The sequence below is a fragment of the Colwellia sp. BRX10-3 genome, assembly GCF_014077505.1.
Taxonomy (GTDB): domain Bacteria; phylum Pseudomonadota; class Gammaproteobacteria; order Enterobacterales; family Alteromonadaceae; genus Cognaticolwellia.
On the sequence record NZ_JACGWA010000001.1, the window covers coordinates 327187 to 353576 of the forward strand.

Annotated in this window: 25 protein-coding genes; 3 read left to right on the top strand and 22 right to left on the bottom strand. The window is 39.4% G+C overall.

Annotated elements, in window-relative coordinates:
• Positions 1–25 precede the first annotated feature (25 nt).
• The 19 genes from flhA to H4J38_RS01545 all read right to left on the bottom strand — a co-directional run bounded on the left by flhA (position 26) and on the right by H4J38_RS01545 (position 21151).
• Positions 26–2128 (bottom strand): flagellar biosynthesis protein FlhA, encoded by a 2103-nt coding sequence (gene flhA, locus H4J38_RS01455; protein WP_182128770.1) that lies wholly within the window; start codon positions 2126–2128, stop codon positions 26–28.
• A 194-nt stretch (positions 2129–2322) separates the two neighbouring features.
• Positions 2323–3453, bottom strand: a complete 1131-nt coding sequence (gene flhB, locus H4J38_RS01460) for a flagellar biosynthesis protein FlhB (protein ID WP_182128772.1) — start codon at positions 3451–3453, stop codon at positions 2323–2325.
• Positions 3453–4238 (bottom strand): flagellar biosynthetic protein FliR, encoded by a 786-nt coding sequence (gene fliR, locus H4J38_RS01465; protein WP_182128774.1) that lies wholly within the window; start codon positions 4236–4238, stop codon positions 3453–3455. Before fliR ends, flhB begins: the two co-directional genes overlap by 1 nt.
• A gap of 2 nt (positions 4239–4240) precedes the next feature.
• Complete coding sequence (gene fliQ / locus H4J38_RS01470) at positions 4241–4510, bottom strand: flagellar biosynthesis protein FliQ (RefSeq protein ID WP_182128776.1); 270 nt, start codon at positions 4508–4510, stop codon at positions 4241–4243.
• Positions 4510–5307, bottom strand: coding sequence for a flagellar type III secretion system pore protein FliP (fliP, locus tag H4J38_RS01475; protein WP_220465391.1), 798 nt, complete (start codon positions 5305–5307; stop codon positions 4510–4512). The genes fliQ and fliP overlap by 1 nt, the downstream gene beginning before the upstream one ends.
• The gene (fliO, locus tag H4J38_RS01480; protein WP_182128778.1) at positions 5291–5836 is read right to left on the bottom strand and encodes a flagellar biosynthetic protein FliO; all 546 of its coding nucleotides are present in this window, start codon (positions 5834–5836) and stop codon (positions 5291–5293) included. The genes fliP and fliO overlap by 17 nt, the downstream gene beginning before the upstream one ends.
• Before the next feature lie 6 nt (positions 5837–5842).
• The gene (gene fliN, locus H4J38_RS01485) at positions 5843–6235 is read right to left on the bottom strand and encodes a flagellar motor switch protein FliN (RefSeq protein ID WP_182128780.1); all 393 of its coding nucleotides are present in this window, start codon (positions 6233–6235) and stop codon (positions 5843–5845) included.
• A gap of 134 nt (positions 6236–6369) precedes the next feature.
• Positions 6370–7431: a flagellar motor switch protein FliM gene (gene fliM / locus H4J38_RS01490; RefSeq protein WP_182128782.1), complete on the bottom strand. Its 1062-nt coding sequence runs from the start codon at positions 7429–7431 to the stop codon at positions 6370–6372.
• 93 nt (positions 7432–7524) lie between these two features.
• The gene (gene fliL / locus H4J38_RS01495) at positions 7525–8058 is read right to left on the bottom strand and encodes a flagellar basal body-associated protein FliL (RefSeq protein ID WP_182128784.1); all 534 of its coding nucleotides are present in this window, start codon (positions 8056–8058) and stop codon (positions 7525–7527) included.
• Between the two features lie 80 nt (positions 8059–8138).
• Positions 8139–10478, bottom strand: coding sequence for a flagellar hook-length control protein FliK (locus H4J38_RS01500; protein ID WP_182128786.1), 2340 nt, complete (start codon positions 10476–10478; stop codon positions 8139–8141).
• A gap of 162 nt (positions 10479–10640) precedes the next feature.
• Positions 10641–11075: a flagellar export protein FliJ gene (gene fliJ, locus H4J38_RS01505; protein WP_182128788.1), complete on the bottom strand. Its 435-nt coding sequence runs from the start codon at positions 11073–11075 to the stop codon at positions 10641–10643.
• Between the two features lie 35 nt (positions 11076–11110).
• Positions 11111–12475 carry a flagellar protein export ATPase FliI gene (fliI, locus tag H4J38_RS01510; protein ID WP_182128790.1) on the bottom strand — a complete coding sequence of 455 codons (1365 nt, stop codon included), beginning with the start codon at positions 12473–12475 and terminating at the stop codon, positions 11111–11113.
• A 106-nt stretch (positions 12476–12581) separates the two neighbouring features.
• Positions 12582–13376: a flagellar assembly protein FliH gene (fliH, locus tag H4J38_RS01515; protein ID WP_182128792.1), complete on the bottom strand. Its 795-nt coding sequence runs from the start codon at positions 13374–13376 to the stop codon at positions 12582–12584.
• A gap of 24 nt (positions 13377–13400) precedes the next feature.
• Positions 13401–14453: a flagellar motor switch protein FliG gene (gene fliG, locus H4J38_RS01520; RefSeq protein ID WP_182128794.1), complete on the bottom strand. Its 1053-nt coding sequence runs from the start codon at positions 14451–14453 to the stop codon at positions 13401–13403.
• Positions 14446–16170: a flagellar basal-body MS-ring/collar protein FliF gene (fliF, locus tag H4J38_RS01525; protein WP_182128796.1), complete on the bottom strand. Its 1725-nt coding sequence runs from the start codon at positions 16168–16170 to the stop codon at positions 14446–14448. Before fliF ends, fliG begins: the two co-directional genes overlap by 8 nt.
• A 45-nt stretch (positions 16171–16215) precedes the next feature.
• Positions 16216–16566: a flagellar hook-basal body complex protein FliE gene (gene fliE / locus H4J38_RS01530; protein ID WP_182128797.1), complete on the bottom strand. Its 351-nt coding sequence runs from the start codon at positions 16564–16566 to the stop codon at positions 16216–16218.
• Positions 16567–16783: 217 nt separating this feature from the next.
• Positions 16784–18124: a sigma-54 dependent transcriptional regulator gene (locus tag H4J38_RS01535; RefSeq protein WP_182128799.1), complete on the bottom strand. Its 1341-nt coding sequence runs from the start codon at positions 18122–18124 to the stop codon at positions 16784–16786.
• On the bottom strand, positions 18111–19319 hold the full coding sequence (locus H4J38_RS01540; protein WP_182128801.1) for a PAS domain-containing sensor histidine kinase: 1209 nt from the start codon (positions 19317–19319) through the stop codon (positions 18111–18113). The genes H4J38_RS01535 and H4J38_RS01540 overlap by 14 nt, the downstream gene beginning before the upstream one ends.
• 338 nt (positions 19320–19657) lie before the next feature.
• Positions 19658–21151 carry a sigma-54 interaction domain-containing protein gene (locus H4J38_RS01545; RefSeq protein ID WP_404842577.1) on the bottom strand — a complete coding sequence of 498 codons (1494 nt, stop codon included), beginning with the start codon at positions 21149–21151 and terminating at the stop codon, positions 19658–19660.
• Between the two features lie 485 nt (positions 21152–21636).
• On the opposite strand from H4J38_RS01545, the gene H4J38_RS01550 reads away from it, so the two are divergent.
• From H4J38_RS01550 to H4J38_RS01560, 3 genes are all read left to right on the top strand, one after another.
• A complete protein-coding gene (locus H4J38_RS01550) occupies positions 21637–21921 on the top strand; it encodes a hypothetical protein (RefSeq protein ID WP_182128805.1) in 285 nt (94 codons plus the stop codon).
• A gap of 72 nt (positions 21922–21993) precedes the next feature.
• On the top strand, positions 21994–22392 hold the full coding sequence (fliS, locus tag H4J38_RS01555) for a flagellar export chaperone FliS (protein WP_182128807.1): 399 nt from the start codon (positions 21994–21996) through the stop codon (positions 22390–22392).
• Positions 22392–22760 (top strand): hypothetical protein, encoded by a 369-nt coding sequence (locus H4J38_RS01560; RefSeq protein ID WP_182128809.1) that lies wholly within the window; start codon positions 22392–22394, stop codon positions 22758–22760. Before fliS ends, H4J38_RS01560 begins: the two co-directional genes overlap by 1 nt.
• Positions 22761–23082: 322 nt before the next feature.
• On the opposite strand, the gene fliD is transcribed toward H4J38_RS01560, so the two are convergent.
• The 3 genes from fliD to H4J38_RS01575 all read right to left on the bottom strand — a co-directional run bounded on the left by fliD (position 23083) and on the right by H4J38_RS01575 (position 26350).
• Positions 23083–24489 carry a flagellar filament capping protein FliD gene (fliD, locus tag H4J38_RS01565; protein ID WP_182128811.1) on the bottom strand — a complete coding sequence of 469 codons (1407 nt, stop codon included), beginning with the start codon at positions 24487–24489 and terminating at the stop codon, positions 23083–23085.
• An 85-nt stretch (positions 24490–24574) separates the two neighbouring features.
• Positions 24575–25003, bottom strand: a complete 429-nt coding sequence (locus tag H4J38_RS01570; protein ID WP_182128813.1) for a flagellar protein FlaG — start codon at positions 25001–25003, stop codon at positions 24575–24577.
• A gap of 165 nt (positions 25004–25168) precedes the next feature.
• Entirely contained in the window at positions 25169–26350 is a 1182-nt protein-coding gene (locus H4J38_RS01575; protein ID WP_182128815.1) for a flagellin, read from the bottom strand.
• Positions 26351–26390 lie beyond the last annotated feature (40 nt).

A 26390-nucleotide genomic window follows, 5' to 3' on the forward strand; every position in this document is an offset into this window, starting at 1 on the left:
GTACAACTTACTTTGAAGTGTTTTTTTACTGGCCGATTGCACTGACAATTTTAATTTGTTTGTCATCCGGAATTTCTTGATAAGAAATTACACGTAATCCCGGGATGGTATATTTCACAAATTTAGCGAGTACTGAACGTAAAATGCCAGACGTTAATAAAATTGGTGTATCGCCAGCCATTTCTTGCTGTTGTGCACCATCGGTCAAAGATTTTTGTAGTCTTTCTGCTAAACCTGGTTCGATACCTGCGCCATCGTCTCCAGCCATTTGCATTGACTGGTGCAACATTTGTTCCAACTCTGGTGACAAAGTTATGACAGGTACTTCAATGGTTGGCCCAACTAACTCTTGCACAATGAATTTGCGCAAGGTTATACGAACCGCTGCTGTTAATACTTCAGGGTCTTGGCTCTTAGGACCGTATTCCACTAATGTTTGAATAATGCTGCGCATATCACGTACAGCAACACCTTCGTTCATTAAGTTTTGTAATACTTTAACTATAGTGCCTAGCGACAATACGTCAGGAATAAGGCCTTCAATCAATTTCGGATAACTCTTCTCAAGCATATCAAGTAAATTTTGCACTTCTTCATGGCCTAATAATTGTGCGGTATTATTAGTTAAGATTTGACTTAGATGTGTCGCTAATACGGTGGCTGCATCGACAACGGTATAACCAAGCGATTGTGCATGCTCGCGTTGATCTTGCTTTATCCATACCGCATCTAAGCCAAAAGCTGGATCTTTTGTCGCTATACCATCGAGTTTGCCAAAAACTTGACCTGGATTAATAGCTAATTCATTATCATGGCGAATTTCTGCTTCTCCAACAGTTACCCCCATAAGCGATATACGATAACTGTTAGGATCTAAATCTAAATTGTCACGGATATGAACGGCAGGCACCAAAAAGCCAAATTCTTGCGAAAGTTTTTTTCTGACACCTTTAATGCGATTAAGCAACTCTCCGCCTTGGGCTTTATCAACTAAAGGAATTAAACGATAACCTATTTCAAGGCCGATAATGTCAACATGGTTAACATCGTCCCAGCCAAGGTCTTTAACGTCAGCTTCTTGTTGTATATTTTGCGCTTCTTGTGCTTGGCTATCTTCGACAAGTTGTGCCGCTTTTGCGACTTTGTATTTACTGCTGAAAAAAGCTACGCCGCCGATTAATATCGCAAAGGTTAAAAAGGCAACATGTGGCATACCTGGTACTATGCCCATAACAAACATAACACCTGCAGCAATATAAAGTGATTTACCCTGCCCAAGTTGGCTACTAACTTGCTCGCCCATATCTTGAGAAGTGTTTTGACGAGTAACCACGATTGCCGTACCAACTGACAACAATAACCCTGGAATTTGTGCAACTAAACCGTCACCAATAGTAAGTAGGGTATAAATTTCAACCGCACTATCAAATGAAAGATCATGCTGAACCATACCAATAATTAAACCGCCGACAATATTGATAAAAAGAATTAAAATCCCAGCAATGGCATCGCCTTTAACAAATTTACTCGCACCATCCATTGAACCATAAAAATCGGCTTCACTGGTGACTTCAATTCGACGTTCTCGGGCTTCATCTGCCGTGATAAAACCAGCATTTAAATCAGCGTCGATTGCCATTTGTTTCCCAGGCATCGCATCTAACGTGAATCGTGCAGTTACTTCAGCGATGCGTCCTGCACCTTTGGTCACAACAACAAAATTTATAATGATAAGGATAGCAAAAACGACTAAACCAACCGCGTAATTACCGCCAATAACAACCGAGCCAAAAGCTTCAATAACTTTCCCTGCGGCATCAGGCCCTTTATGACCTTCAAGCAATACCACTCGAGTACTGGCCACATTGAGCGCTAAGCGCAAAATAGTCGCAATTAGTAGTACGGCGGGGAATGAACCAAATTCGAGCGGTTTTAAGGTATAAACCGTAATCAATAAAACCACCAAGGACAAGGCTATATTGAAAGAAAAGAGAATGTCGAGCAATAATGCCGGCATAGGTAAAATCACCATACCGAGCGCAGCCATTACAAGGAATGGCGTACCTAGACCAGAAAGTAGGTTAAGTTTTTGTTTCTTTAAATTATTAAAAGTTGCGGCTAACTGCATGAGCTCTTAGGGATAATTTTTTGACATATTTGATAAAAAGCAATAATCAGACCAAGTCCATAAAACAGTAGTTCTAATCGCTTTATTTTATATATTTGTAGATCAGATTTTATCCCGTGAAGCGAGCGATTAACGATATAAAAAATTGGTTTAACACTTTCAGTTTAGAGCTGAAAGCTTAAAACTAACTTGCTTTAATAACGAAACTCATCAGGAATAGGTAGATTTTTAGCAACGGGTTTTGGTTTCAATGCCTTACCTTTTTTATGGGCATTAAGTTGAAAAATAAACGCCAGTATTTGCGCTACAGCCGCGAATAATTGCTCGGGTATCTCTTCATTCGGCTCTGCGGTGTAATATAAGGATCTCGCCAAGGCAGGTGATGTCACAATTTCAATATTGTGTTCTTTGGCGATGGTGCGAATATGTAAGGCCATTTCATCTATGCCTTTAGCTACTAATACTGGTGCACCGCCAACCTCAGCATCATATTTAAGCGCCACTGAATAATGGGTTGGGTTGGTAATGACCACATCAGACCCTGGCACATCTTGCATCATGCGCCGTTGTGACATTTCATATTGCGCTCTTCTTATTCGACCTTTGGTTTCTGGGCTACCTTCCGAATTTTTCATTTCGTCTTTAATTTCTTGCTTACTCATTTTTAATTGGCGATTATGATTCCACACTTGATATGGCGCATCTATGACCACAATAATGCCAATTGAAAGCGCTAATGCCAAAAACATCCACATCAGTAATGACACCGCATGAGCAAAATTATTCGGGATATTTTCCGTACTTAAATTCACAATTTGACCGAACAAACCACTTAATAACAAATAAGCTGAAATAAAAACCACAAAAAACTTAAGAATTGACTTAATCAGTTCAACGTAGGCTTGCACGCCAAACATGCGTTTAAAACCCGCCATTGGCGAAAGCTTACTGGCTTTAGGTGCCATTGCTTGCCAAGAAAAACTGATACCGCCAAGCAGCATATTGCCAATCAGTGCCGCAATAACAATAATAATGTGTATCCAAAGAAAAGGCACAAGAATCTCGCTGATACCATTGCTTACCACTTGATATAAAGCATGCACATCCATGGTTTCTTTACGACTTAAGCTAAAAAGACGGGTCATCAACTTAGACAAGCCCGCAACAAGTGAGCTACCCAATAGCATCATTGCAAGGGCTGCACCGACTAAAACAAACATAGTGCCTAAATCTTTTGAACGCGCTATTTGACCTTTTTTTCTCGCTTCAGAGAGTTTTTTTGCCGTCGGCTCTTCGGTTTTTTCACCACTGTCAGACTCAGCCATTAAGGTGCTGCTCCGCAGTCAATGAGATAACAGCTAAAATCTAAGGCGCGTTGCCATTGCATAATAAAATGACTATAGAAATTGCCCATAGTCAGCCACATAATTAATAACCCTGCACACATGGTAATGGGAAAGCCAATGGCGAAAATATTTAATTGTGGTGCTGCTCGCGTCATAATGCCAAATGAAAAATTAATCAATAACATCGCCGTTAAAGGCGCAATAGCGAGTGATAATGCGGTGGCAAACATCCAGCCGCCCCATTCGGCAATTTCTTTAAATTTGATACTGGAAAATTCAGTGGCTGGAATAGGAATAGTGTCAAAGCTGGCCACTACAAATTGTAAATAAGCTAGGTGACCATCCATCGCCCAAAATAATAATGACGAAAGAATTAAGAAGAACTGACCTACCGCTGGCACACTTGTACCACTGGCGGGGTCAACAAGCGAAGCGAAACCTAAACCGGTTTGCATAGCAATAATTTGTCCGGCTAACGTAAAGGTGTTTACCACCATCACAGTGACAAAACCTAACATGATACCGATAATCATTTGCTCGCCAATAAGCAGTGCTGTCGCTAATGAAAACAGATCATCAACACGTGTTGGTGGTAATGCTGGCATAACGGCGACGGTAACAGCTAAGCAAAAGAATAGTTTTACCCTGCCAGGAATTGCTTTTGCACCTAAGCCAATCATTGACATTACCATGGCTGAAATACGCGTTAACGGCAGCAAAAAGTCAGCCATACTTTGGTTGATAACTGACTCAGTGAACTCCATGGTTAACTTACCACACTAGGAATGCTACCAATCAGTCGAATGGTATAATCCATTAGTTTTTGTACTAGCCAATGCCCACCCATAATTAAGGAAAGCAAAGTAACAATTAAACGCGGTAAAAAACTCAATGTTTGTTCATTTATCGAGGTAGCGGCCTGGAATACTGCCACAATCAAGCCGACAATTAAGCTTGGAACAATAACGGCACTCACCAGTATAATGACTAGAAGCAACGCATCTCGCAAAATATCAACAAATACCTCAGGACCCATTACGTAGCTCCCATACCATAACTGGTTGCCAACGTACCTATGACTAAATTCCAACCATCAATAAGCACAAATAACATGAGCTTAAACGGTAAAGATACAATCATCGGGGATAACATCATCATACCCATGGCCATTAAAATACTGGCTACCACTAAATCTATAATTAAAAATGGAATAAATAACATAAAACCAATTTGAAATGCGGTTTTTAATTCACTGATCACAAAGGCTGGAATGATCACTGTCATAGGTAAATCTGTGGGTTGATCAACTTGATCAATACCGGCCATTTGGGCCAAGGTGTCTAAATCTTTAATGCGAGTTTGCTCTAACATAAAGGCACGTAAGGGTACTTTAGCTTTATTAATCGCTTCAACAGAAGTTAATTGGTCTTGTAAATAGGGTTGAATTGCTCGGGCATTAATTTCGTTATAGACCGGCGTCATAATAAACAAAGTCATAAACAAGGTAATACCAATAATGACTTGGTTTGACGGCGTTTGTTGTAAACCAAACGCTTGTCGCAAAATCGCCATTACCACCACAATACGGGTGAACGATGTCATCATAATAACCGCTGCGGGAATAAAACTCAGCGCGGTCATAAAAATTAATATTTGTAAGGTAACTGAGTATTCTTGTGAACCATCAGGATTAGTGGTCAAGGTTAACGCTGATAATGAAAGATCATCGGCGGCAAAGCTAGTATTGCTAATGAGTAAAAACGACAAAATCGTAAACAATAAAGTTACGATTTTGTTTAACGATAATAATGATTTTTTATTTTTGTTTATCATAAGTTTTTATAGCTTTTTGTTTGAGTAGTTTAGCTATCGACTGAGCAAAGTCGACACTATTTTCTTTAGTATTCACCAAGGGTTTATCTAGGGTTTCTAACAAGGTAATGTGCTGCGTAGTAACACCCAACAATAGTTGTTTATCTCCCGCTTGCACCACCACTACCTTCTCTTTGGAACCAAGATGTAAACTGGTGACTATTTTCAAGCCCTGGTGGCTCTGACTTACCCCTTGAAAGCGCTTTAATATCAAGGCACTAACGACGATAACTGCGAGCACCATCAGCAATGACATGATCATGCTCATGGAGTTCATATTCGCTGTAACATGCTTGCCGACTTCAACAGGGATAACTGTTTCTTCAACAGGTGTAGCCGCTTTAGAAACAACGTCTACTAAAGGAACATCTACCGAGGTAACATTAACTGCAGTAGGACCTAACGGTGCAACATTACTAACAACTTCTTCCGCGTGAGCAAATACGAAACATGCCAACCAGACAAAGAGTACTGACAATATTTTTTTCATTAGTCGCTATTTTAACTTTTTAATACGTTCAACTTGGCTAATAACATCAGTCAAGCGAATACCAAACTTGTCGTTAACCACAACCACTTCACCGTGCGCGATTAACGTACCATTAACCAGCACATCTAATGCTTCACCTGCAACACGATCAAGTTCAACAACCGAGCCTTGGTTAAGCTGCAACAAGTTTCGAATACTGATATGGCTACGCCCGACTTCCATAGAAATGGTCACAGGTATATCTAAAATAGCATCAAGCTTATGCTTCTCTTCACCTGATATAGAGTCACTATCTTCTTGTAAATCTTCCAATTCGACAGTTTCAGCAGCTTCTGACGCAGCTTGCTCATCCATCGCCTCATCCCACTGGCTTAAATCTTCTTCGTTATCTGTACTCATGCTATTTTGCCTCAATTTTCATCGAATAACGTCAAAAAATCCACGCGACTCGTTTGTTATTACTTATTATGCTGTTATGCGATTTTCACACCACATTTAATAAATTTTTTATAAATACTGCTTTACAAAAACGGTTATAAGTCGTCTTCTAATAAGTGCAGTTCAGCATCATTGTCTAAACGCTTACCGCCCTTGGTCAATATGGTCAGTTCTGATTTCACTGACTCTGGACGCTTAATTTTTGATTCTATTTTCAGTGCTAAATTATCACGACTGCGACCAAGTTTAGCCCTGAAAGAGGGTAAATTTTCAACTAACACGGTAATGTGGTCAGGCATTTCAATCGGAATAATATCACCAGCTTTAAAATCCATAATTTTTTGTAGTGACAATTTAACTTCTATGAACTTGGTCGATAATTCGACCGGCACATCCATAATTTCATCACGCAGGGCTTTCGACCAACGCATATCGGTATCTTCTTTGTCACTTTGCACGCCGGCATCAAGTAATTCACGAATCGGCTCTAACATCGAGTACGGTAAAGCAACATGAAAGTCGCCACCACCACCGTCAAGTTCTATATGAAAAGAGCTAATAACCACTACTTCGGTCGGGCTAACAATATTTGCCATTGAAGGGTTAACTTCTGAATCTAAGTATTCAAATGAAACATCCATTACTGGCGACCAGGCTTCTTTGTAATCTTCAAAGATAATTTTTAGCAGCATTTGCACGATACGACGTTCGGTAGGAGTAAATTCACGACCCTCAATTTTGGCGTGGTATCTGCCGTCGCCACCAAAAAAGTTATCCACTAAAATAAAAACTAGTCGCGCTTCCATGGTGATTAATGCTGTACCTTTTAACGGGCGAAAACGCACCATATTCAAACTGGTTGGCACAAATAAAGTATGCACGTATTCTCCAAACTTGATCATTTGGATACCGTTAATAGAAACTTCTGCAGATCGGCGCATCATATTAAACAAACTGATACGCATGTGGCGAGCAAAACGTTCGTTGACCATCTCCAGCGTTGGCATTCGCCCACGCACAATACGATCTTGTGAAGAAAAATCGTAATCAGACGCGCCTTCTGTTTGGGCATCATCCTCTTCAATTTCTTCTTCTTCAACATCGTCTACACCGTGTAAAAGTGCATCAATTTCCTCTTGAGATAATAAATCACTCACTCGATAGTCTCTTTATCTTGTTAATGTAGTTACGCTGTTCAAAAAACATAGCCATTGAATTAATCACTAAAAAATTATTGGTTTCAATTAGACTTACTGCATAACAAAGCCGGTAAATAGTACTTTTTCGACAACTTCACTGCCTTCAACTTCAGTCATTATTTTATGAACTTCAACTAAAGACTTTTGCTTTAATGATAGTTTTCCGGCACTGGTTGCTAAGTCATCAGCATTTGACTGTGAAAACACGCCCAGTAATGTACTTTCAATTAAAGGTACATGCTTTTTAGCCGCTTCTTCATTGTCAGCGCCTCGCACCAGCAGTTGCACACGAATTTCAACAAAACGGTCACGAGCTGTGCCTGGTACATTAAAACGAAAAGGTCTTGGCATAGGAACATATAAAGCAGAGCCAAGTTCAGCTCCTGCGCTTTCTACCGTTTGACTTTCGCCGCCTGATACTAAAGCAGCATCAAGCTCGGCTTGTGAAAGCTCATCTTCGCCACCAAGCATAAAAAATGCAGCAGCACCGCCTGCAATAGCTAAGATCACAACAATAGCGATAATAATAATCAGTTTCTTTTTCTTGCCTGAATTATCTAGCTCAAGTTCTTTTTCGTCAGCCATGATCCCTACCTTTGAAGAGTTTTTATATCTATTAGTAAACTATATCGTTGAATAGCCCCTAATCCAACGAGTTTTATCAATTAAGCGTAGTAATCGATGCCCGTTGATGAAGCTTTAACCACATTTACCATCGAGTTATCATTTTCATTGAAATTATCTTCAGTCGACTCACTATTTTGGCCATTGTTAGTCTGTTGGTCAAAACCATTGCCATTTTGCTCTTTAGCTTGACGCTGTTCGATACTTGCTTCGCCTACATCGACGCCACTTTCAGCCAACATATCACGTAACTTGCCCATATTTTGCTCTAAAGCTTCTTTTGCTTGCTGATTTTGCACAACAAACTGCACGGCTGCTTGTTCATTTTGTAAATTCACCCGTACATGAATATTGCCCATTTCTGGTGGATCAAGCTTAATTTCCACTTGTTGAATTTTTTGATTGATCATCACCATCACTTTATCTTTTACTGCATTGGCAAAGTCTTTACGATAAATAGCAATAGTTTCGGTATTCATTGCGGTGATTGATTTTTGTGTCTGTACGGTATTTGTTGTTAATTGATTTATTGTGCTTTCAAAGCGCTGCTCTTGTTGCGCGGCTATTTCTGCAGAGCTTGCCGTGGGTTTAGCAGCCTGTGTATCCAATGTTTGATTAAAAGCTGATAACACTTTTTCAGCTTGAGGCAGCTGTTTCTCGCCCTCATTTTTAGTTGATTTTTGTTCTTCACCCATCACATTAGCTAGTTTGCTAACATCTTCATTTGCCGCAGTTTTTTGATTAGCATTGTCCTTTACATCTGAAGTCGACATGCTTATCGCTGTTGCTGTACTTTGGTTTATAACACGAGCTTGTGTAGGTTCGTTACCATTAACTTGTACGAATTCGGCTACCTTTGCTTTTATTGACTCTGCCGCTTGCACTTTTACATCATTGCTTTGTGCAACGTCACTTTTATGCACAACGTTTAATTCAGATGAGAGAGTTTTATTAGCGTTTGCGAAGTCAAGTTCACTATCACCATTACTGACACTATTGTGTAATTCTCTATTGCCAGATACTTGTTTAGCTTCTTGATTTTTATCTAAGCTTACAGCGGCTTCTCGAGCTAAATTTTGGCTACTTACTTGCTTTACTATTAAGTCGACATCATCAACTAAGCCTCGCTCGTTGGCGAAACCCATGATGCCCGTTTCTTTTGAAGTAATTGGCTTCGCATCTAAGGCAGACAGACTATTTGCTATATTAGCAGGCGTAGTTTTAGCTACATTATCTACCACATCGTCTACTACATTCTCGATTACATTATCTACTGCTTTACCCGTTACATTATCTGATATTTTACTGACTACATTCGTTGTGGCATTTTCAGTCAATTGTTTTGCTGTATTTTTGCTGCCGACAAGTAATTGAGTTTGCTGCGCATCGCTTGCACTAGGAGAGGTTTTTACATGCTCACCTTTAGCGTTTTTTACCAGCAGGCTTTGCTCAGCAACCTGGTTTTTACCCCGCTCAGATTCAGCCATTATCTTATTGCTTGCCAATATTTGCTCGGTTACTACTGCAGAATTTTTACCTTTCTGCTCAATGTTAGGTTGCTCTGCAGCAGTTTTTGTCAATAATTGCTGTGCACCGTTTAACATTTTTAATAGATCAACCGTATCGTCATTTGCAATATTATCAGTGCTGTCAATTTTTGATTGAGACTCTTGCTGCTGAAGTTTTTGCGACTGAAAGTCAAGGTAAGGCTTTTTGTAACTAATAGGCGCCACAGAGTCGCCTTTCAATGCTCCTTCAACTTGTTTAAATTCTCTATTTTCACTTTGTAATGGTGTTACTGGAACAGGAGTAATATGAGCATCATCTTTAGATTTAGCCGCTGTAATTAGTTGTTCAGTATTTGGGGAAATTGTTACAGGTAAAATATAATCGTTACCAAGCATTGGCTTAGTTATTAAAGATTCATCATCTATTGGCAAAGGCACAGGTAAAGTGTGCGCATCATATTTATCAGTGCTTTCTGCTTTTAGTTGTGCAGCTAAAGACTGGTTATCAATGGGAAAAGGTACGGGTAGCGTATGAGCACTGTCACTTGCGGTTAATTTAGAGGTTAACGACTCATCATCTATCGGTAAAGGCACAGGTAAAGTATGCGCATCGTCAGCTTTCGTGGCCTTAACTGGTGTTAATGAGCCATCATTTTTAATAACCTGTTGTTGATGTTCTGCCGCTTTAGACGCAAAATTGCCACCTTGCTTAGTGTTATCTGATTCAGCAAGACTTTTTCTGGGGTAATGTTGCTCCATCGCATCGGAAAATGCGTTGGCTTTAGCTTGACTTTTTATTGGCGCCTCACCTTTACTACCTTGCATATCAGGGTTTTGGCCAACATCAACAGACAATAAATTTACTTGAGACATAACAGACCTTTCTTAAACATAGACTTAAGCGTAATTTAATAAATTATTTCTATTGTTATCTAAGCAAAATTCGTTCCAAAGCTAAAACTTTAGTGCTATTCGAAAGGTAACTAGAAAGCTTACTTAAACAATAAAGCAGTATTTACAGTGCAATGACGGGGATTAAAGGCGACGGCGGACAAATTGTTGCGTGGCTATTTCATCGAACATTTTCTGCTCTTGTTTATTGGCTGTTAATTGCAGGGCGGCAAGCTTTTTATCACGTAATAACTCCACCGCTTGTATTTTTCGTCTTTGCTCTAACCATTGTTTTTTTCGGGTTTCAACCAGCGCTTTAGCTTGATGAACCGCTATTTTAACTTGCTGAGAAGCATTATCTAGTTTCGCTATAAAAGCATGAAAATGGCTATAGGTAGCACTATCAATACCTTCTAATGAACGTTGATTTAGCCGACGCATATACTCTAAGCGATAATCACTGACATTTTTTAAACGATCTTTATTTTGTTGATAGTCAAACTCCGCCGCTTGCAATGCTTGCGAGGCTTTTTGTTCTTTATTAAGCTCAAATTTATATAAGGTGTTCAACTGCTTCATGGGTTTAATTCCTTATTGATATTTGTGCAGGTTGATCATTGTGCAGGCTGATTTTGTTGAGCATGCGCTTGCGCCGCTGCTAATACTTCCTGCAACTGGGTTAAACTTTGATCGTATGGAATAATTTCTAGCATTTTTTGTTGTAAGAAAAACTGAATAACCGGTTGTAAGTCAATCGCTTGATCTATTCTTGGGTCGGTTCCTCGGCTATAAGCGCCAATAGAAATTAAATCTTTATTTTCTTGATATAAAGCATAAATTTGTCGTAATTGCCTTGCAAGCTGTTGATGTTCTTCACTGGTTACCATAGGCATCACACGGCTAATAGAGCCTTCAATATCAACCGCCGGATAATGGCCAGCATCGGCCAATTTTCGAGACAACACAATGTGACCATCTAAAATGGCACGGGCGGCATCTGCAATCGGGTCTTGTAAGTCATCGCCCTCGGTTAAAACGGTAAAAAATGCGCTGATTGAACCTTGGCCATCACCACCATTACCTGCTCGCTCAACGAGTTGCGGTAATTTAGAGAAAACTGAAGGCGGATAACCTTTAGTGGCTGGTGGTTCACCAACCGCGAGCGCAATTTCACGCTGTGCCTGTGCGTAACGGGTAAGAGAATCAACAAGTAATAAAACATTTAAGCCTTGATCACGAAAATATTCGCTAATTTGCACGGCAGTTTCACAGCCCTTAAGGCGCATTAATGGTGAGTTATCGGCGGGTGCGGCCACTACGACAGAACGGGCACGACCTTCTTCACCAAGTATTTCTTCAATAAACTCTTTAACTTCTCGACCACGTTCACCAATTAAGCCTACGACAATAACATCGGCGTTTGTGCCACGTGTCATCATGCCTAAAAGCACACTTTTACCAACACCTGAGCCGGCAAATAACCCCATTCGTTGACCAACACCCACGGTAAGAAAACTGTTAATAGAACGAACACCAACATCTAATGGTTCTGTAATTGCCCGTCGTGACAATGGGTTGATAGGTTTACTATTATATTGATAACTATCAGACGCTTTGATCGGCCCTTTTCCGTCGAGGGGTTTACCCACACCATCGACTACCCTTCCCAGTAAATCCATTGACAGTGGCAAACGTGCTTTAGTCGATAAAGGCACGACGCGTGCACCAGGCAATACGCCTTGTAAGGTTTGTTCTGGCATTAAAAAGGTTATATCTTGTGAAAAACCAACAATTTCGGCAATAAGATCGCCCTGTGACGTTTCTACCAAACACTGGCTACCAACAGGTGCTTTAACGCCTACTGCTTCTAACGTTAAACCAACCACGCGCACTAAACGCCCGGCAACAGACACACTGTGCGGGTGAATAAGCTTTTCACAGTTTTTTAAACGTTCAGTGATGCGATTTATATCAACCATAGATTTTTTTACGCTTTTTAATAAAATTTACTGGTACAAAGTGCTTTGGGGCTATGTTTATTATGCCTTGAAACTGATTGACTTATTCAAGTCATAGGCACGATATTTATTGGTGTAGCGCTTCTTGTAAAAACGCGTCTAAAACCTCGTTCAAGCGGGTTTTAACGCTAAGATCAATATTCGATGTGCTGTTTTCAATTTGACAACTACCTGGGCTTAACTGCGGAGCTGCAAGTAAACGCCAGCCTTGTTCTTGGATATGCTGTGCACCAAATTGTTTTTCTACTAATTTAATGTCTTGGGGATGCAATAGTATTTGTGTTTGAGACTCTTGTCCCGGCAAGGCTTTAATGCCTTCAGCTATAGCTGATAATAAAATATCTGGGTTAGTTTTAGCTTCATGTTTGGTTACCGCTTGAGTTAATTGCACCACTAGCTGTAATAATTGCGCTTCAACATTTTTTTCAACATTAACCAAAGGTTGATGTAAGTGTTCTAAAAGCGTTTGCATTGCCGCAATTTGTTGTTCGCTGGTCTCTTTACCTTCGGCTAAACCTTGTGTTACCCCCTCTTCGTGACCTGAGATCACCCCTTCTTGATGACCACTGGTTTTACCTTCTTCAAAACCTTTAGCAAAACCTTCTTCTTTTCCCTGACTAAAACCTTCTTCAAACGCTGCTTGACGAATTTCTTCTATATCTTGCGCTGTTAATGGTACAGGGTCATTGAGTTCTGTTTCTTCTGGCGGTTCATAACGCCAGGTGCGTGACTTACCAAAAGCATTGGTTTTACCATCATCTTGCTCTGCATCAGGTTGTACACTAGGTGCAGACCAAGTATTCACTTCTTCAGTTTTTTTTGACGCTACCTTTTCGCTACTTGGCTCAGAATTCGGCTCCATTATTCTGCTCTCTCTGACATTGGATTATAAGAATTCATCGCCACCACCACCGCCACCTAGCATAATTTCACCGGCATCAGATAATCGACGCGCAACGGCCAAGATTTCTTTTTGTGCTGCTTCAACTTCACTAATACGCACCGGCCCCATAGCTTCAAGATCATCGGCTAACATTTCTGCTGCACGTTTAGACATATTCGCCATAATTTTTTCTCTCAAGGCTTCGTCAGCACCTTTAATCGCTTTCATTAGCGCATCTTGCTGAACTTCTCTTAAGATAGATTGAATACCTCTGTCGTCGACATCGGCAAGGTTTTCAAAGACAAACATTAAGTCTTGTATTTGTTGGCTCATCTCTTCGTCATGTTCACGAATTGAATCCATTAACATACCTTCAACATTAGTGTCTAAATAGTTCATAATATCTGCTGCTGCTTTCAAGCCGCCCATTTTCGCTGCTTGTGCACCCGCTTGACCAGCAAATTGTTTCTCCATGATCTCGTTTAGCTCTTGTAGTGCTGCCGGCTGAACTTCTTCTAAATTAGCGATACGCATCATAAGGTCTAAGCGTACTTTATCGGCAAACTGCGTCATTATTTCTGCCGATTGTTCGGGTTCTAAATAAGATAAAACAATAGTTTGAATTTGTGGATGCTCATTACGAATAATATTCGCCACCTGCTTCGAGTCCATCCATTTCAATGAATCAAGACCCTTAGCGCCGCCACCCATAACAATTTGGTCGATGAGGTTACCGGCTTTATCTTCGCCTAATGCTGCGGTTAAAGCTTTACGTACAAATTCTTCACTTTGGAAACCAATAGTAGAGAAATTTTGAATTTCGTTAATAAACAACTTATGCACAGCCGTGATTTTCTTTTGAGTAAAATCTTCCATACCGGCCATGATCATACCCACTTTTTGCACTTGCTTCGGCTCTAAGTGTTTTAGTATTTGCGCAGCATCTTCTTCTGAAAGGCTCAACAATAAAATTGCGGCTTTTTCGCCACCATCAAGTTTATTGACGTCAAATCCAGACGGCTGCTGTGTTGCTACTTCTTGATTTTCATCACTCATCTTCGTTCAACCAACTTTTAACTACTTGCGATGATAATTCTGGCTCATTTGCCACTAATGCACGTACTGCTTTTAAGACATCTTCATCACGGTGTAAATCAGGTAATTGTAAACTACCATCTGGCGCGAAACCAACTGCGCCAGCATCGAATTCAGATGTTAGCATGTCCATGGTCTCATCACCCAAATCAATATGACTATCAAGCGATTTATCACCGTAGTCACTCGGGGTTTGTTCAGGATGAATTAAGCGTTTTAACATCGGACGTACTACCGCAAAAAACAGTATCGATATTAAGATCACCGCACCAATCAATTTGGCATATTTATAAATAGTAGGATCTTTCCACAAGGGTACAGCTTCTACTTCTATAATTTCTGCACGAGAAAACGGTAAAGTAACCACATCTAATGAGTCACCACGTTGCAAATTAAAGCCAATACTCCCTTGCAGTAAACGGCGAATATTAGCCATTTCTTGCACAGAGCGTGGCGTTGGCATAGGTTCGCCCTCAGCATTAACGCCAGGTAAGTAATCTAAGGCAACAGAAACACTAATGCGATGAATAACGCCGGTTTGTTGTTTGGTATAGCTTATAGCTTCGTCGAGTTCATAGTTCCGTGTCGACTCTGAATGTTTACGGCCAGGCATAGTGCGTTGTTGAGCATTACCAGTCGCATCTTCTGGAATATTACTGTCAAGAGGGGGTTGATTAGTTAACGCGCCAGGAATGCCGCCAAGTAATCCACCAATGGTATTATCTTCAACTTTCATTTCGCTACGCAAAGCAGGTAAATCAGAGTTATAACGGCGTTGGGTTTCTTCAGTATTGGTAAAGTCCATCGCAACGTCAACTTGAGCGGTAAAGTTACCTAAACCCACGACTGGAATTAAAATCGAATCGATTTTATCCATATATTCAGCTTCACGTTTTTGTTCAATTTCAAATTCTTTACGAGAGCGCGAAGAAACAGAATCTTGTGAGCCAGAATTTAATAACCGACCGTTTTGATCAGTCACTGTGACACGGTTTGGATCAAGGCTTTGTACTGCTGAGGCGACAATATCAACAACCGCGTCAACTTCTTCTTCTGATAAGAGACGGCCGCGGCGCAAGGTCAGTACCACAGTAGCAGACGGATTTTTCTCACGTTTCGCGAAAACGTTTTCACGAGGAATAGCTAATAAAACACGTGCGCGTGAAATAGATTTTAGCTCTTCAATTGTGCGAGCGAGCTGTTGCTCTCGAGAATGCTTTAAGCGTTCACTTTCAAGACGTTGACTAACACCAAAACCCATGTCTTGCATAAGAATTTCACTACCTTGTGAAGGTGCATCACTTAGACCTTCGCGAGCAAGCATTAGTTTAACATTTTGGTATTCATCACTTTCTACAGATATGGTGTTATTTTCTTGACGGTATTCAACTTGATTGCTGTCAAGAAAGTCCATAGTTTTAATCAGTTGCTCGGTGGGCAATTTGGTTAAAAAACGATATTCGGGTTGGTTAGCCAACATGATGACAAAAATAGCAATCGCGAAACAAATCGCGAGTGCAATTACTATCGTCATTTGACGCAGAAAATCAACATTACCCATGGCACCCGCTAAACCTGACTTTTGTTCACCAACGGCATCATCTGCACCGTCGTTAGCGACTAAATCACTGTTGCCATCTGCTAACATTAAATTTGTGTTGTCTGTTGTATCTGCCACTTATATCTCTCCGCGTAAATATCGTTTTATTTTTAGCAACTGGAGCTAAACCGGCATGCTCATAATTTCTTTATAAGCTTCAACGAACTTATTGCGAACCTGAATTGTCGCATCGAAAGCAATTCCGGCTTTTGACGCCGCAATCATGGTGTCGGCCAAGGTAACACTGCGGTCACCCATCTCAAAAGCCATTTTTTTCTCACTGACATCTTTTTGTAGTTCATTGACATTATTTACAGCATCTTTTAATAAACTACCAAAATCACTACCTGATTTGCTAACAGCTGGCGTGCCCATACCCATGCCATTTTCTTGGCCTATAGGAAGTCGGTTACCCATAGCTTCCATAGACATGCTTTGCATTTGGGCGTATAAAGAATTGGTTTTAATATCCATAGCTATCTCGCTTACGTCAATTTCTTGTTACTTAATATTACTTATGGTTAAAGCAAGCATAGTGCCAAGCTAATAAACATTAAAAGACGCCTTAATAAACCTGCTTTAAAAAATCAATAAAACTCTTTTAAATCAATAAGAAAAAAATAAAAAATCAAGCAAAAAAAAGCGACGTGAATTACGTCGCTTATAGGTATTTATATTAATAATTGATGATTTAAAGTGGGATTTGAATACCACTATCACGCATCCGTGCAATTTTATAACGCAAGGTACGTGGACTGATTCCCAAACGCTCAGCAACATCTTTACGACTACCGCGACAAGCATGCAAAGTATCTAATATTATTTGATGCTCTTGCAATTTAAGTTCACTGCCTAATTTGTCGTTTTTTGCTGAGTCAACAGCATCGATTTGAACCTTAGGTGTTTCAAAATTATCAATTAACAAATCATTCGCGTCGATACAACGGTCACTTTGTAAAATTAACGCCCGTTGAATAACGTTGTCTAATTCTCGCACATTACCGGGCCAGTCATAAGCCAGTAATTTACTACGGGCGGCAACTGTGAATTCTGGAATAACATTACCGTCTTTTTGACAAATACGGGAAATAAGATGTGTTGCTAATGGCAAAATATCATCTCTGCGTTCGTTAAGTGGTAACCAGGTTAACGGGAATACATTAAGGCGATAATATAAATCTTCTCTAAAAATGCCTTCTTGCACGGCGTCTTTTAGATCGCGGTTACTGGTTGCTATCACCCTCACATCTAAGTTAATAGTTTTACGTCCGCCGATGCGTTCAACTTCTCGCTCTTGTAAAACCCGTAGAATTTTTGCTTGTAAGCCTAAATCCATTTCGGTAATTTCATCAAGTAAAATAGTGCCGCCTTGTGCTTGTTCGAATTTACCTGGACTGGCTTGAATTGCACCAGTAAAGGCACCTTTTTCATAGCCAAATAAAGTCGCTTCAAGCATGTTTTCAGGAATTGCAGCACAATTAATGGCCACAAAAGGGGCTTGGCTGCGTGGCGAATAATTATGAATATATTGTGCTAACACTTCTTTACCCGAGCCACTTGGCCCTAAAACCATAACAGAGGCTTCAGTATTCGCCACTTTTTTAGCGAGTTTAAGTAACTCAAGACTTTGAACGTCAGCCACTACGGGGTCACAACCATCACTAGTTTGTAATGGCACATACTGAGTAACCATATTAAGCAATACTTCTGGGGCAAAAGGTTTTGCCATATAATTACAGGCACCATCTCGCATAGCTTGTACCGCGTCATCAATAGTGCCATACGCGGTCATGATCAATACGGGTAATTTGGGATAATTATTGCGAATGCTTTTTAATAACGATAGTCCTGACATACCACCCATTTGTACGTCGCTAACGACTAAATCAACCGCATGCGATTTGAGCTTTATTAGTGCGTCTTCGCCGGAATCAACGGCTAAACATTGATAGCCAGCCAAAAGCAAAGTATCAACAAGTGCTTCTCTAAGTCCAGCATCATCCTCGACTACCATGATTTTACTTGTGCTCATTACTAAGCTCCTTAGACAAAAATGCGTTGTTGTTATTTTCAGTTAATTCGGTGTTAAGGTTTTCACTTACAAGCAGTGGTAGTTTTATACAAAAATGTGCCCCTTCACCGGGTTTACTGATCAAGCTAACTTCACCTTGGTGCGCATTAGTCACTGATTTTACTACGGCTAGGCCTAAACCTGTGCCCTGGCTTCTTGAAGTATAAAAAGGTTCGAATATCTTATCGGCTTGCTCTGCACTAATGCCGGGGCCATTATCTCGGACGCTAATATAGGCATATTCACCCTGACAATAAGCACTCATATCAATAACAGCATCAGTTTTAATTACCGATAAACTGTTGTGTATTAAGTTATGAATTGCGCCAGTTAAGGCACTTACATTGCCTAAAATTTCACAACCTTGTTGAGAGAAATACAGATTTACTTTTGCACCCGCTTGATTAACTTGCGGCTCAATCGCCTGCGTTGCTTGCTCAATAAGCTGATTAACATTTATCGGTTCAACTACCGCTTTACTGCCACTTTTAGCAAATAAAAGCATGTCATTAACTTGTTGCTCTAAATCTTGTAAACGCAGCATTAATTTATCTTGAAAATTAACTCGTGCATCGTCGTTAAGTTTTTTGTTACGTAGGTTGGCGCCATATAACATCGCAGCAGACAACGGTGTGCGAATTTGATGCGCTAATTTTGACACCATACGCCCTAAAGACGATAGACGCTGTAATTGGCCAAGTTTATCTTGTAAGAGGCGAGTTTCTGTTAAGTCAGTAATCATGATCAATTGCCCAGGTTGGCCACCTAAAGCAGTAATTTCTAGTTTGACACGGCGACCATCATTTAAAGAAACCTCATGCCAATCATCTGCCCGTGGTTTAAAAGAGCGTTTAATCACATTAAACCAAGGTTGACCTAAAATAGGCTCATCTAGCAAACGTTGTGCGGTATCATTCATTTTCACCACGATGCCATTACCATCAAGCATGATCATACCGGTTGGCATGACATCAATAACGTGCTGCAGTTGTTTATTTTGTTGACGTAAAAACGCCAATTCACCCGCGTAATTTTCGCTTTCTAATCGATTTGGTTGATCGCGTTTTACATTAACCTCATCAAATGAAGTTAATACACGATTCAGCACAGGATTGGCTGAAGAAGAGTTGGTCGATGTCGAATAGGCAAGTGCCATAATATTTCACCCGAGTAAAGAAGTACACTCAAGTAAAGCATGAACTATGCCAATCAATTAAAGCTATATTATTCAGTGGTTAAAGCTAATAATAACGGCTGATTATCGCTGTCAATAAAATGGCTGAAAAATAATAAAACACCTGAACTATGCGCTAAGATCCATGCTTAAATTATACATTTCAATTATCTTTTGGCTGACAACTTTGGTTGCTTTAAAAACTAAAACGCCATTGAAAAAGTGATTATTTCAATGGCGTTTTTAATAAACTGGCTGGCAAGGAGTCGTGATTAATCTTGATGAAGCCTTAAGTTTATCCTCTTTACCCTCTAATTTTATTAGCTGGCTTTTTGTAAGTTATATTTGCGCATTTTCTCTACCAAAGTAGTACGGCGCATACCTAAAAGTTCGGCAGAACGAGCCACAACCCAATCATTTTTACCTAAGGCTTGGTTAATCAACGAAATCTCTAGCTCAGCTAAATACTCTTTTAAATTGAGGCCATCATTTGGCAAAACATCGACTGTTTTACCATTAACAGCAATAGCGTTTTCTGCGCTAATTTCATCGGCATCATCATCTTGGTCGTCATAATCAAAACCTGAAAACAATTCATTAATCGCTTCACGTTCTTGCAACTCTTCAGGATATTCAGGTTGATAGTCTTCTACATCTAAGTGGCGGTACTTTAACGGTAATTGTCCAACATTAACCACCTGTTCTCCATACATGATAATCATACGTTCAATTAAATTAGACAGTTCTCTAACATTACCGGCCCAAGGGTGTTCTTTTAGCGATTCAACAGCTTTTTCAGTAAAACGCACTGACTGCCTTTGCTCGGTAGAAAAACGAGAAATCAGCTCTTGTAACAATAGCGGAATATCTTCTTTTCGCTCTCTCAGCGCAGGTGTTTCAATAGGAAAAACATTGAGTCGATAGTAAAGATCTTCACGAAATTGATTAGTTTTAATCATGTTTTCTAAGTGCTGATGCGTCGCGGCAACAATTCGCACGTTAGCTTTTATACTTTTAGAACCACCTACGCGCTCAAACGTCCGCTCTTGTAACACACGTAATAATTTTACTTGCATTGGTTGTGGCATATCACCAATTTCATCAAGAAATAGTGTGCCACCTTCAGCCATTTCGAAGCGGCCTTTACGGGTGGAAATAGCGCCAGTAAAAGCGCCCTTCTCATGACCAAACAATTCACTTTCTAGTAATTCTGCTGGAATAGCACCACAGTTAACAGGAACAAAAGGACCTTTACTTCTCTCTGATAAATTATGAATATTGCGCGCAACAACTTCTTTACCCGTCCCAGATTCACCTAAGATCAACACATTAGCTTCGGTGCAGGCAACTTGTTCAATTAAAAATCGAACTTGTTGCATGGGCTCACTTGTACCCACCAAGGAGCGAAATAATGAGTTCGGACGATTAACTCCTCGTTTAGAAGGCAGGTTATTATGATATTGATGACTGTGATGTACTAATTCGGTTAATTGCGCATAATTTAGCGGTGTGGTTAATTCACCAATAACATTGACGTAGCCATTGAGTTGTTTTTTATCAATTATGTCATGATAAATAAATGGGCAAGCCGGCTGAGATTTAATAATATTTTGTAATTTTGAGGAAATATCACCACATAAAATAATGGTAAGAATATTAGGGATTTCAGCTATGTGTTTATCAATTTCATCTTCAGCAAGAACATGGAAATTTTCACCAACAAAGGCTAAAACTGTTTCTATTTGATGGCGTCTTGCTGCGTCGTTATCGACGACTAGAATATGTTTTTGCCCTTGCATATTATGCCCTTGCATTTTTTATTGCTGTATTTTTTGTCATTGTTATATGGTTGTTTTGTCATTACTATTTTATTGTGTAGCGTGCTGACAAAAGTATTTGTTATTTTAAGCTTTATCTATTATTAACTTGCTGTAATGAATAATCAACAATAAATTGACGCTAATATGTCATTTTATTGTCAGTTAAAGCAATAATAAAGCCTGCCGATAAAGAGGAAGGTTAGAAAATCAGTTAGCAATTAAAGTATCACCTAAACAAGTTATTAAATTAACAATTAAATCAATGTCAAAAATTTAACGACTAAACTCAACTTAAACTTAAGTCATAGTCGTTTTAGTAAGCTCGATATTTACATATTAAGATAAACGCTTATATTTCAGCAAAATACTAACAATTGTTCAACTTAGATAAAAAGTGGCATGAAATGAGCTTATCAAAAAACACTATGCTTCAATTAACCTTTAAATTGAAGCTACATTAAATTTAATAGGAATATCCAATGTTAATTATTAACGGTACGGCTGAGCTTATGAATAACAGTAACAACTTGAACAAAGGCGACAGATACGAGTTCAATATGTTCTCATTAAATATGCCGCTAGAAGACCAACTTGCGCAAATAGAAGACTACTTAGTCACCCGTGGTTGGGACAATATTGAAGTCGCCAATAACGGTATTATTGAAGATCCAAGTGAAATTCAGCACGAAGTGTTGCTAAGCGCATACGAAAAAGCTAAAAGCGAAGGTTATGCTGTAACCATTAATAACCAAGCTTTAATATAATTTATAACACACAATTTTAAATTTAGTGTATTTTAGTATAATAACGTTATTGCATTAAAGCTGGAGATATCTATGACTCACGCGTCATTAAAAAAATATCAACAAGTTAACAAAAGTACCGCTCAAGAAGCTTCGCCTTATCAGTTAGTTGCTATGTTATTTCAAAAGTTACTCGATAACATTGCTACGGCTAAAGGCGCGATTACACAAAAAAATTACGCTAAAAAAGGTACTGAGTTATCAAATGCCATTGCCATTATTGGGGTGTTAGAGTCTTCGCTTGATTTTAAACAAGGTGGAGAAATATCCAATAACTTAGCATCTATCTATCTTTTTTGCTCAGAACAATTGCTCGCTGCTAGCGTTGACAATGATATAGATAAACTTAACGAAGTGGCGCAAATATTAATTCCTATAAAGTCAGGCTGGGACGAAATTCCGGTTGAGAATCATGAAAAGGTAAGTTTCTAGTGGTGTTAAACGCTGTTGAAACTTTAGACGATATTATCGGCGTATCTGAAATGCTGCTTAAGCTTTTAGTTACGTCGGATATAGAAAGTACAAAGTCGATACCTGAATTGTACAACCAACCCGATGAGAGCCCTGCTGATACAGATAAACTATGGAAACTAATTGCGAAAAGAGAAAAAAAAATTCACCAATTATTTGAAAATTTTAGTAGCGAAGAATTACAATTACACCAGGTAAAGCTGCAAACGATGGCAGCGCTAGACACCCAACTCGTCGACAAAGTAAACCGTACTCAAAAATCAGCAAAATCTAAAATTTTAAAACTAAAGCAGAATAAAAAAGCAATCAGCCTTTACCAAAAGCTGTAATCGTTACCCGTTATTAAGGTTGTTATACAACCTTCTCCCTTATATGTAACCTCATGCATTTAAGCTATTAAAATACTGTATTTATAGTGCAGACCAGCGTTATATATAGGTTAGTATATAATTTGTTTTGTGTCTTATTTTGCTTTTTAGAGATTTATTATCATTTCAAGCTTATCTTAAATAAACTTTTCTGAGTTTAAGTAAGTAGATACATAATTTTTCCATTTGCATAAAAAAATCGCTTTAACTTAATAGTTAAAACGATTTATTGTGTGTTTCTAGTCAGCCTACTGAATAGTCTGTTTGGGATTTTTTGTGGAAATTAATTAGATTCTCTTACTACACCTGGCAAGTTATCAAGCTGTTGCTGTAGATAACTACTAGTTGCATTCAAGTTAGATACTAGTAAATCCATAGCATTATATTGTGAGAATAATCGAGCTTCTAGCGCATCAATTCGTCTGGTAAAAGCTTCTCTTTCATCATCAAGTTTTGATAATTGACTATTTTTACTGTCAATTCGCCCTTGAATAATACCATCAGATTCCGTGTAAAACTCAGTTAAGGTTTTAAGTGATGCAGCAAAACCTGGCGTCTCATCAGAGCCAACAAAAAAGTTTTGTACGCCGTCAACATTCAATGCTATTTGTGCGTCTAAGTCATCAGTATCTAATTCAAATTTGCCAAATTGGTCTGAACGAACACCTAACTGGTTCAATGTTAAACTGTCACTACCGGTACTTGAAAATGAACTGCTTAGTTCTTGACGCAGTTTACTCATTACGCCTCGTAACAAAGAGTCACCGGCAAGCGGCCCCGCTGAATTTTCACCTGATTGTCCGAGTTGCTTACTCAGATCTACAAGCGCGTTATAGCTAGTAACAAATTCTTCAAGACCTAATTTTATATTACTATTGTTTTCAGTAACACTTGCCGTGCTTATATCGTCATCAACTTCGTGCATTTTTTTTGCTGTAATGGTAATACCGTCAATAGCGTCAACAAACTCATTAGTACTATTGGTTACAACCAAGGATCCATCTATGGTTATTTGAGCGTCTTTTGCCTCACGAACTTCTGTTAGGTTTGTTGCCCCCGTATCATAAGCTAAGCGGGATAACCCTACTTTGTCAGTATTGTTGGTGTCAGAAACATCGTTTACGGTTATCTTTATTGCATTAGCAAGACCGGTTTCTTTGCTCGTTAAAACAAGATGTTGACCGTTATCATCGGTGATAATAGTCGCAGATATAGAGGTGTTATCTAAACTGTCGTTGATAGCATCACGAATATCACCCAGTGTGGCAGTCGTTGATACATTAATATCAAAACTTTCGCTGCCTGACGATAAAGTCATTGTACCTTCGCCAACAGCTTCGCTGCTTCCAAAAGCATCCGAAACTAGTTTATGAGAAGTGGCGATTTGATCAACATTGATAGAATAACTGCCTACCTCAGCGCTTTTGGTACTACTTAACGAAACAAAACTATCAGAGCCACTGGTCACTCTTTGTTGGTACTTATCCGCACTGGCTAAATTATCTATGGCATCAGCAACACTTTCTAGCGCTCCTTTTAAAGCACCAACAGCCGAAATATCTGTTGTTATCGCAGCCTGACGGCGGTTTAAGCGACCTTCGAATGGCGCACGTTCAGCCCCAACAATCGCATCAACGATTTCAGAAATCTGAAGGCCTGAACCTATACCTGTAAATGCAATATCTACCATAATTTCACCAAATTTTGTTGCGGTAAGCTTTTGTTATAAGTATACCTGAATAAACAATATCCATTAATCTAAGTTTTAATAACTGTTATATTTCTGTATCTATCAAGCTACCTGTTGCATTAGATAATTTAGAAATAATAGCCAACACTTCTTCAGAAGGGTATTGCTTAATTAAATCACCCGTACCTTTATCTAGTACTTTAATAACGTCGCGTCCCGAATCTTTATCAACTAAAAACTCTAGACTTCGGTTCATTTCGCCCATAAATTCTTGCAATTGCTGCGCCACTTTATCTAACTGTTCAGGTGTCATTGCTTCCGCTTTTTTCGCTTCGCTTATACGATCGGTCTTTTTTTCTTCTAGAACGGAAATCTCTTTAGCTAAAGTATTTTTTTCCACTTCTTCAGTATTTGGCTTCTTTATATTTTTTCGCTCGGCCTTGTCATTTACTAATTCAACGTTTGTTGAGTTATTTGAATTAACAGAGGTATTGACGGTGTTAGATACATTCATCTTTGACTCCTTTATCACCTTAATACATTAATTCTATGACGATTATTAACGCTATTTTAAGGCACAAACTTTATTAACTATAAAAACACAAAAAGGAAGAGGTATTATGCCCCTTCCTTAACTTATGCAACTAACATAGAACTTATGTTAGTGTCACTTCGAGGCCTAACCTAACAAGCTTAATGCGGCTTGTGGTAATTGGTTAGCTTGTGACAAGATTGACGTACCTGCTTGTTGCAAGATTTGGTTCTTAGTCAAGTTAGCTGTTTCTACTGCAAAGTCAGTATCTTGTATACGGCTACGTGACGCTGAAACATTTTCTTGGATGTTAGCAAGGTTACTAATCGTGTAACCAAATCTGTTTTGAAGTGCACCCAAATCAGAACGCTGTTCATCAATTTGTTTCAAAGCGGCATCAATTGACGTAAGTGCTAATTGAGCACCAGTACCATCTGAACCACTAATGTTAATTGAATTTACAGCTGTACCACCAACTGCAGTGTCTGCGCCACCTAAGGTGCCAGCGCCAGGAGTAGTATTAAAAATACCTGCATCGGCTGCAACACTACTACCTGCCGTAACAGCAGTTACTTCATTTGTTGAGGTAAAAGTAATTGAACCAGAACCATCAGAAACGGCTCGAATACCTAAACCACCTACATTCTCATTAACTGCATCAATTAAGTCATCTGTACCTTGACCAACACCAATGTCGAAAGTTACCGTGTTAGTACCCGATGCAGTTGTAACAGCAAAGGTAAGTGTTTCAGCAGCAGCAGCACCACCTACAACAGTATTATCAAATCCCGCTATAGTAAGACTTTGACCAGATACTGTGCCTAAATCAGTCGCTTTTATGCTTGATAGACTTAAGTCTATTGTTTCATTAGCGTTGGCACCAACCTGGAAGCTTTTAGATGTAAAAGTACCATCTAATAATTTTTGGTCACCAAAGCTAGTAGTATCCGCAATTCGTGTTAACTCTGTGTTTAATGATGTCACCTCTTTTTGAAGTGCATCACGGTCGGCTGCTGAGTTTGAACCGTTAGCCGCTTGCAGTGCTAAGTCACGCATACGTTGTAATATATCTGTTGATGCTTGCATAGCACCCTCAGCAGTTTGTGCCATTGAGATACCGTCGTTAGCATTACGTTGAGCAACACCTAAACCATTAATTTGCGAAGTTAAACGGTTTGAAATTTGTAGACCAGCCGCGTCATCTTTAGCACTGTTGATGCGCATACCTGATGATAAACGTTGCATTGAGGTTTGTAGATCACCGCCTGATTTAGCTAGGTTACGTTGTGCATTAAGTGATGCTGTGTTTGTGATTACTGATAAAGCCATAATAAAACTCCTGATTACAATATGTAATGCGTTAGTTAGT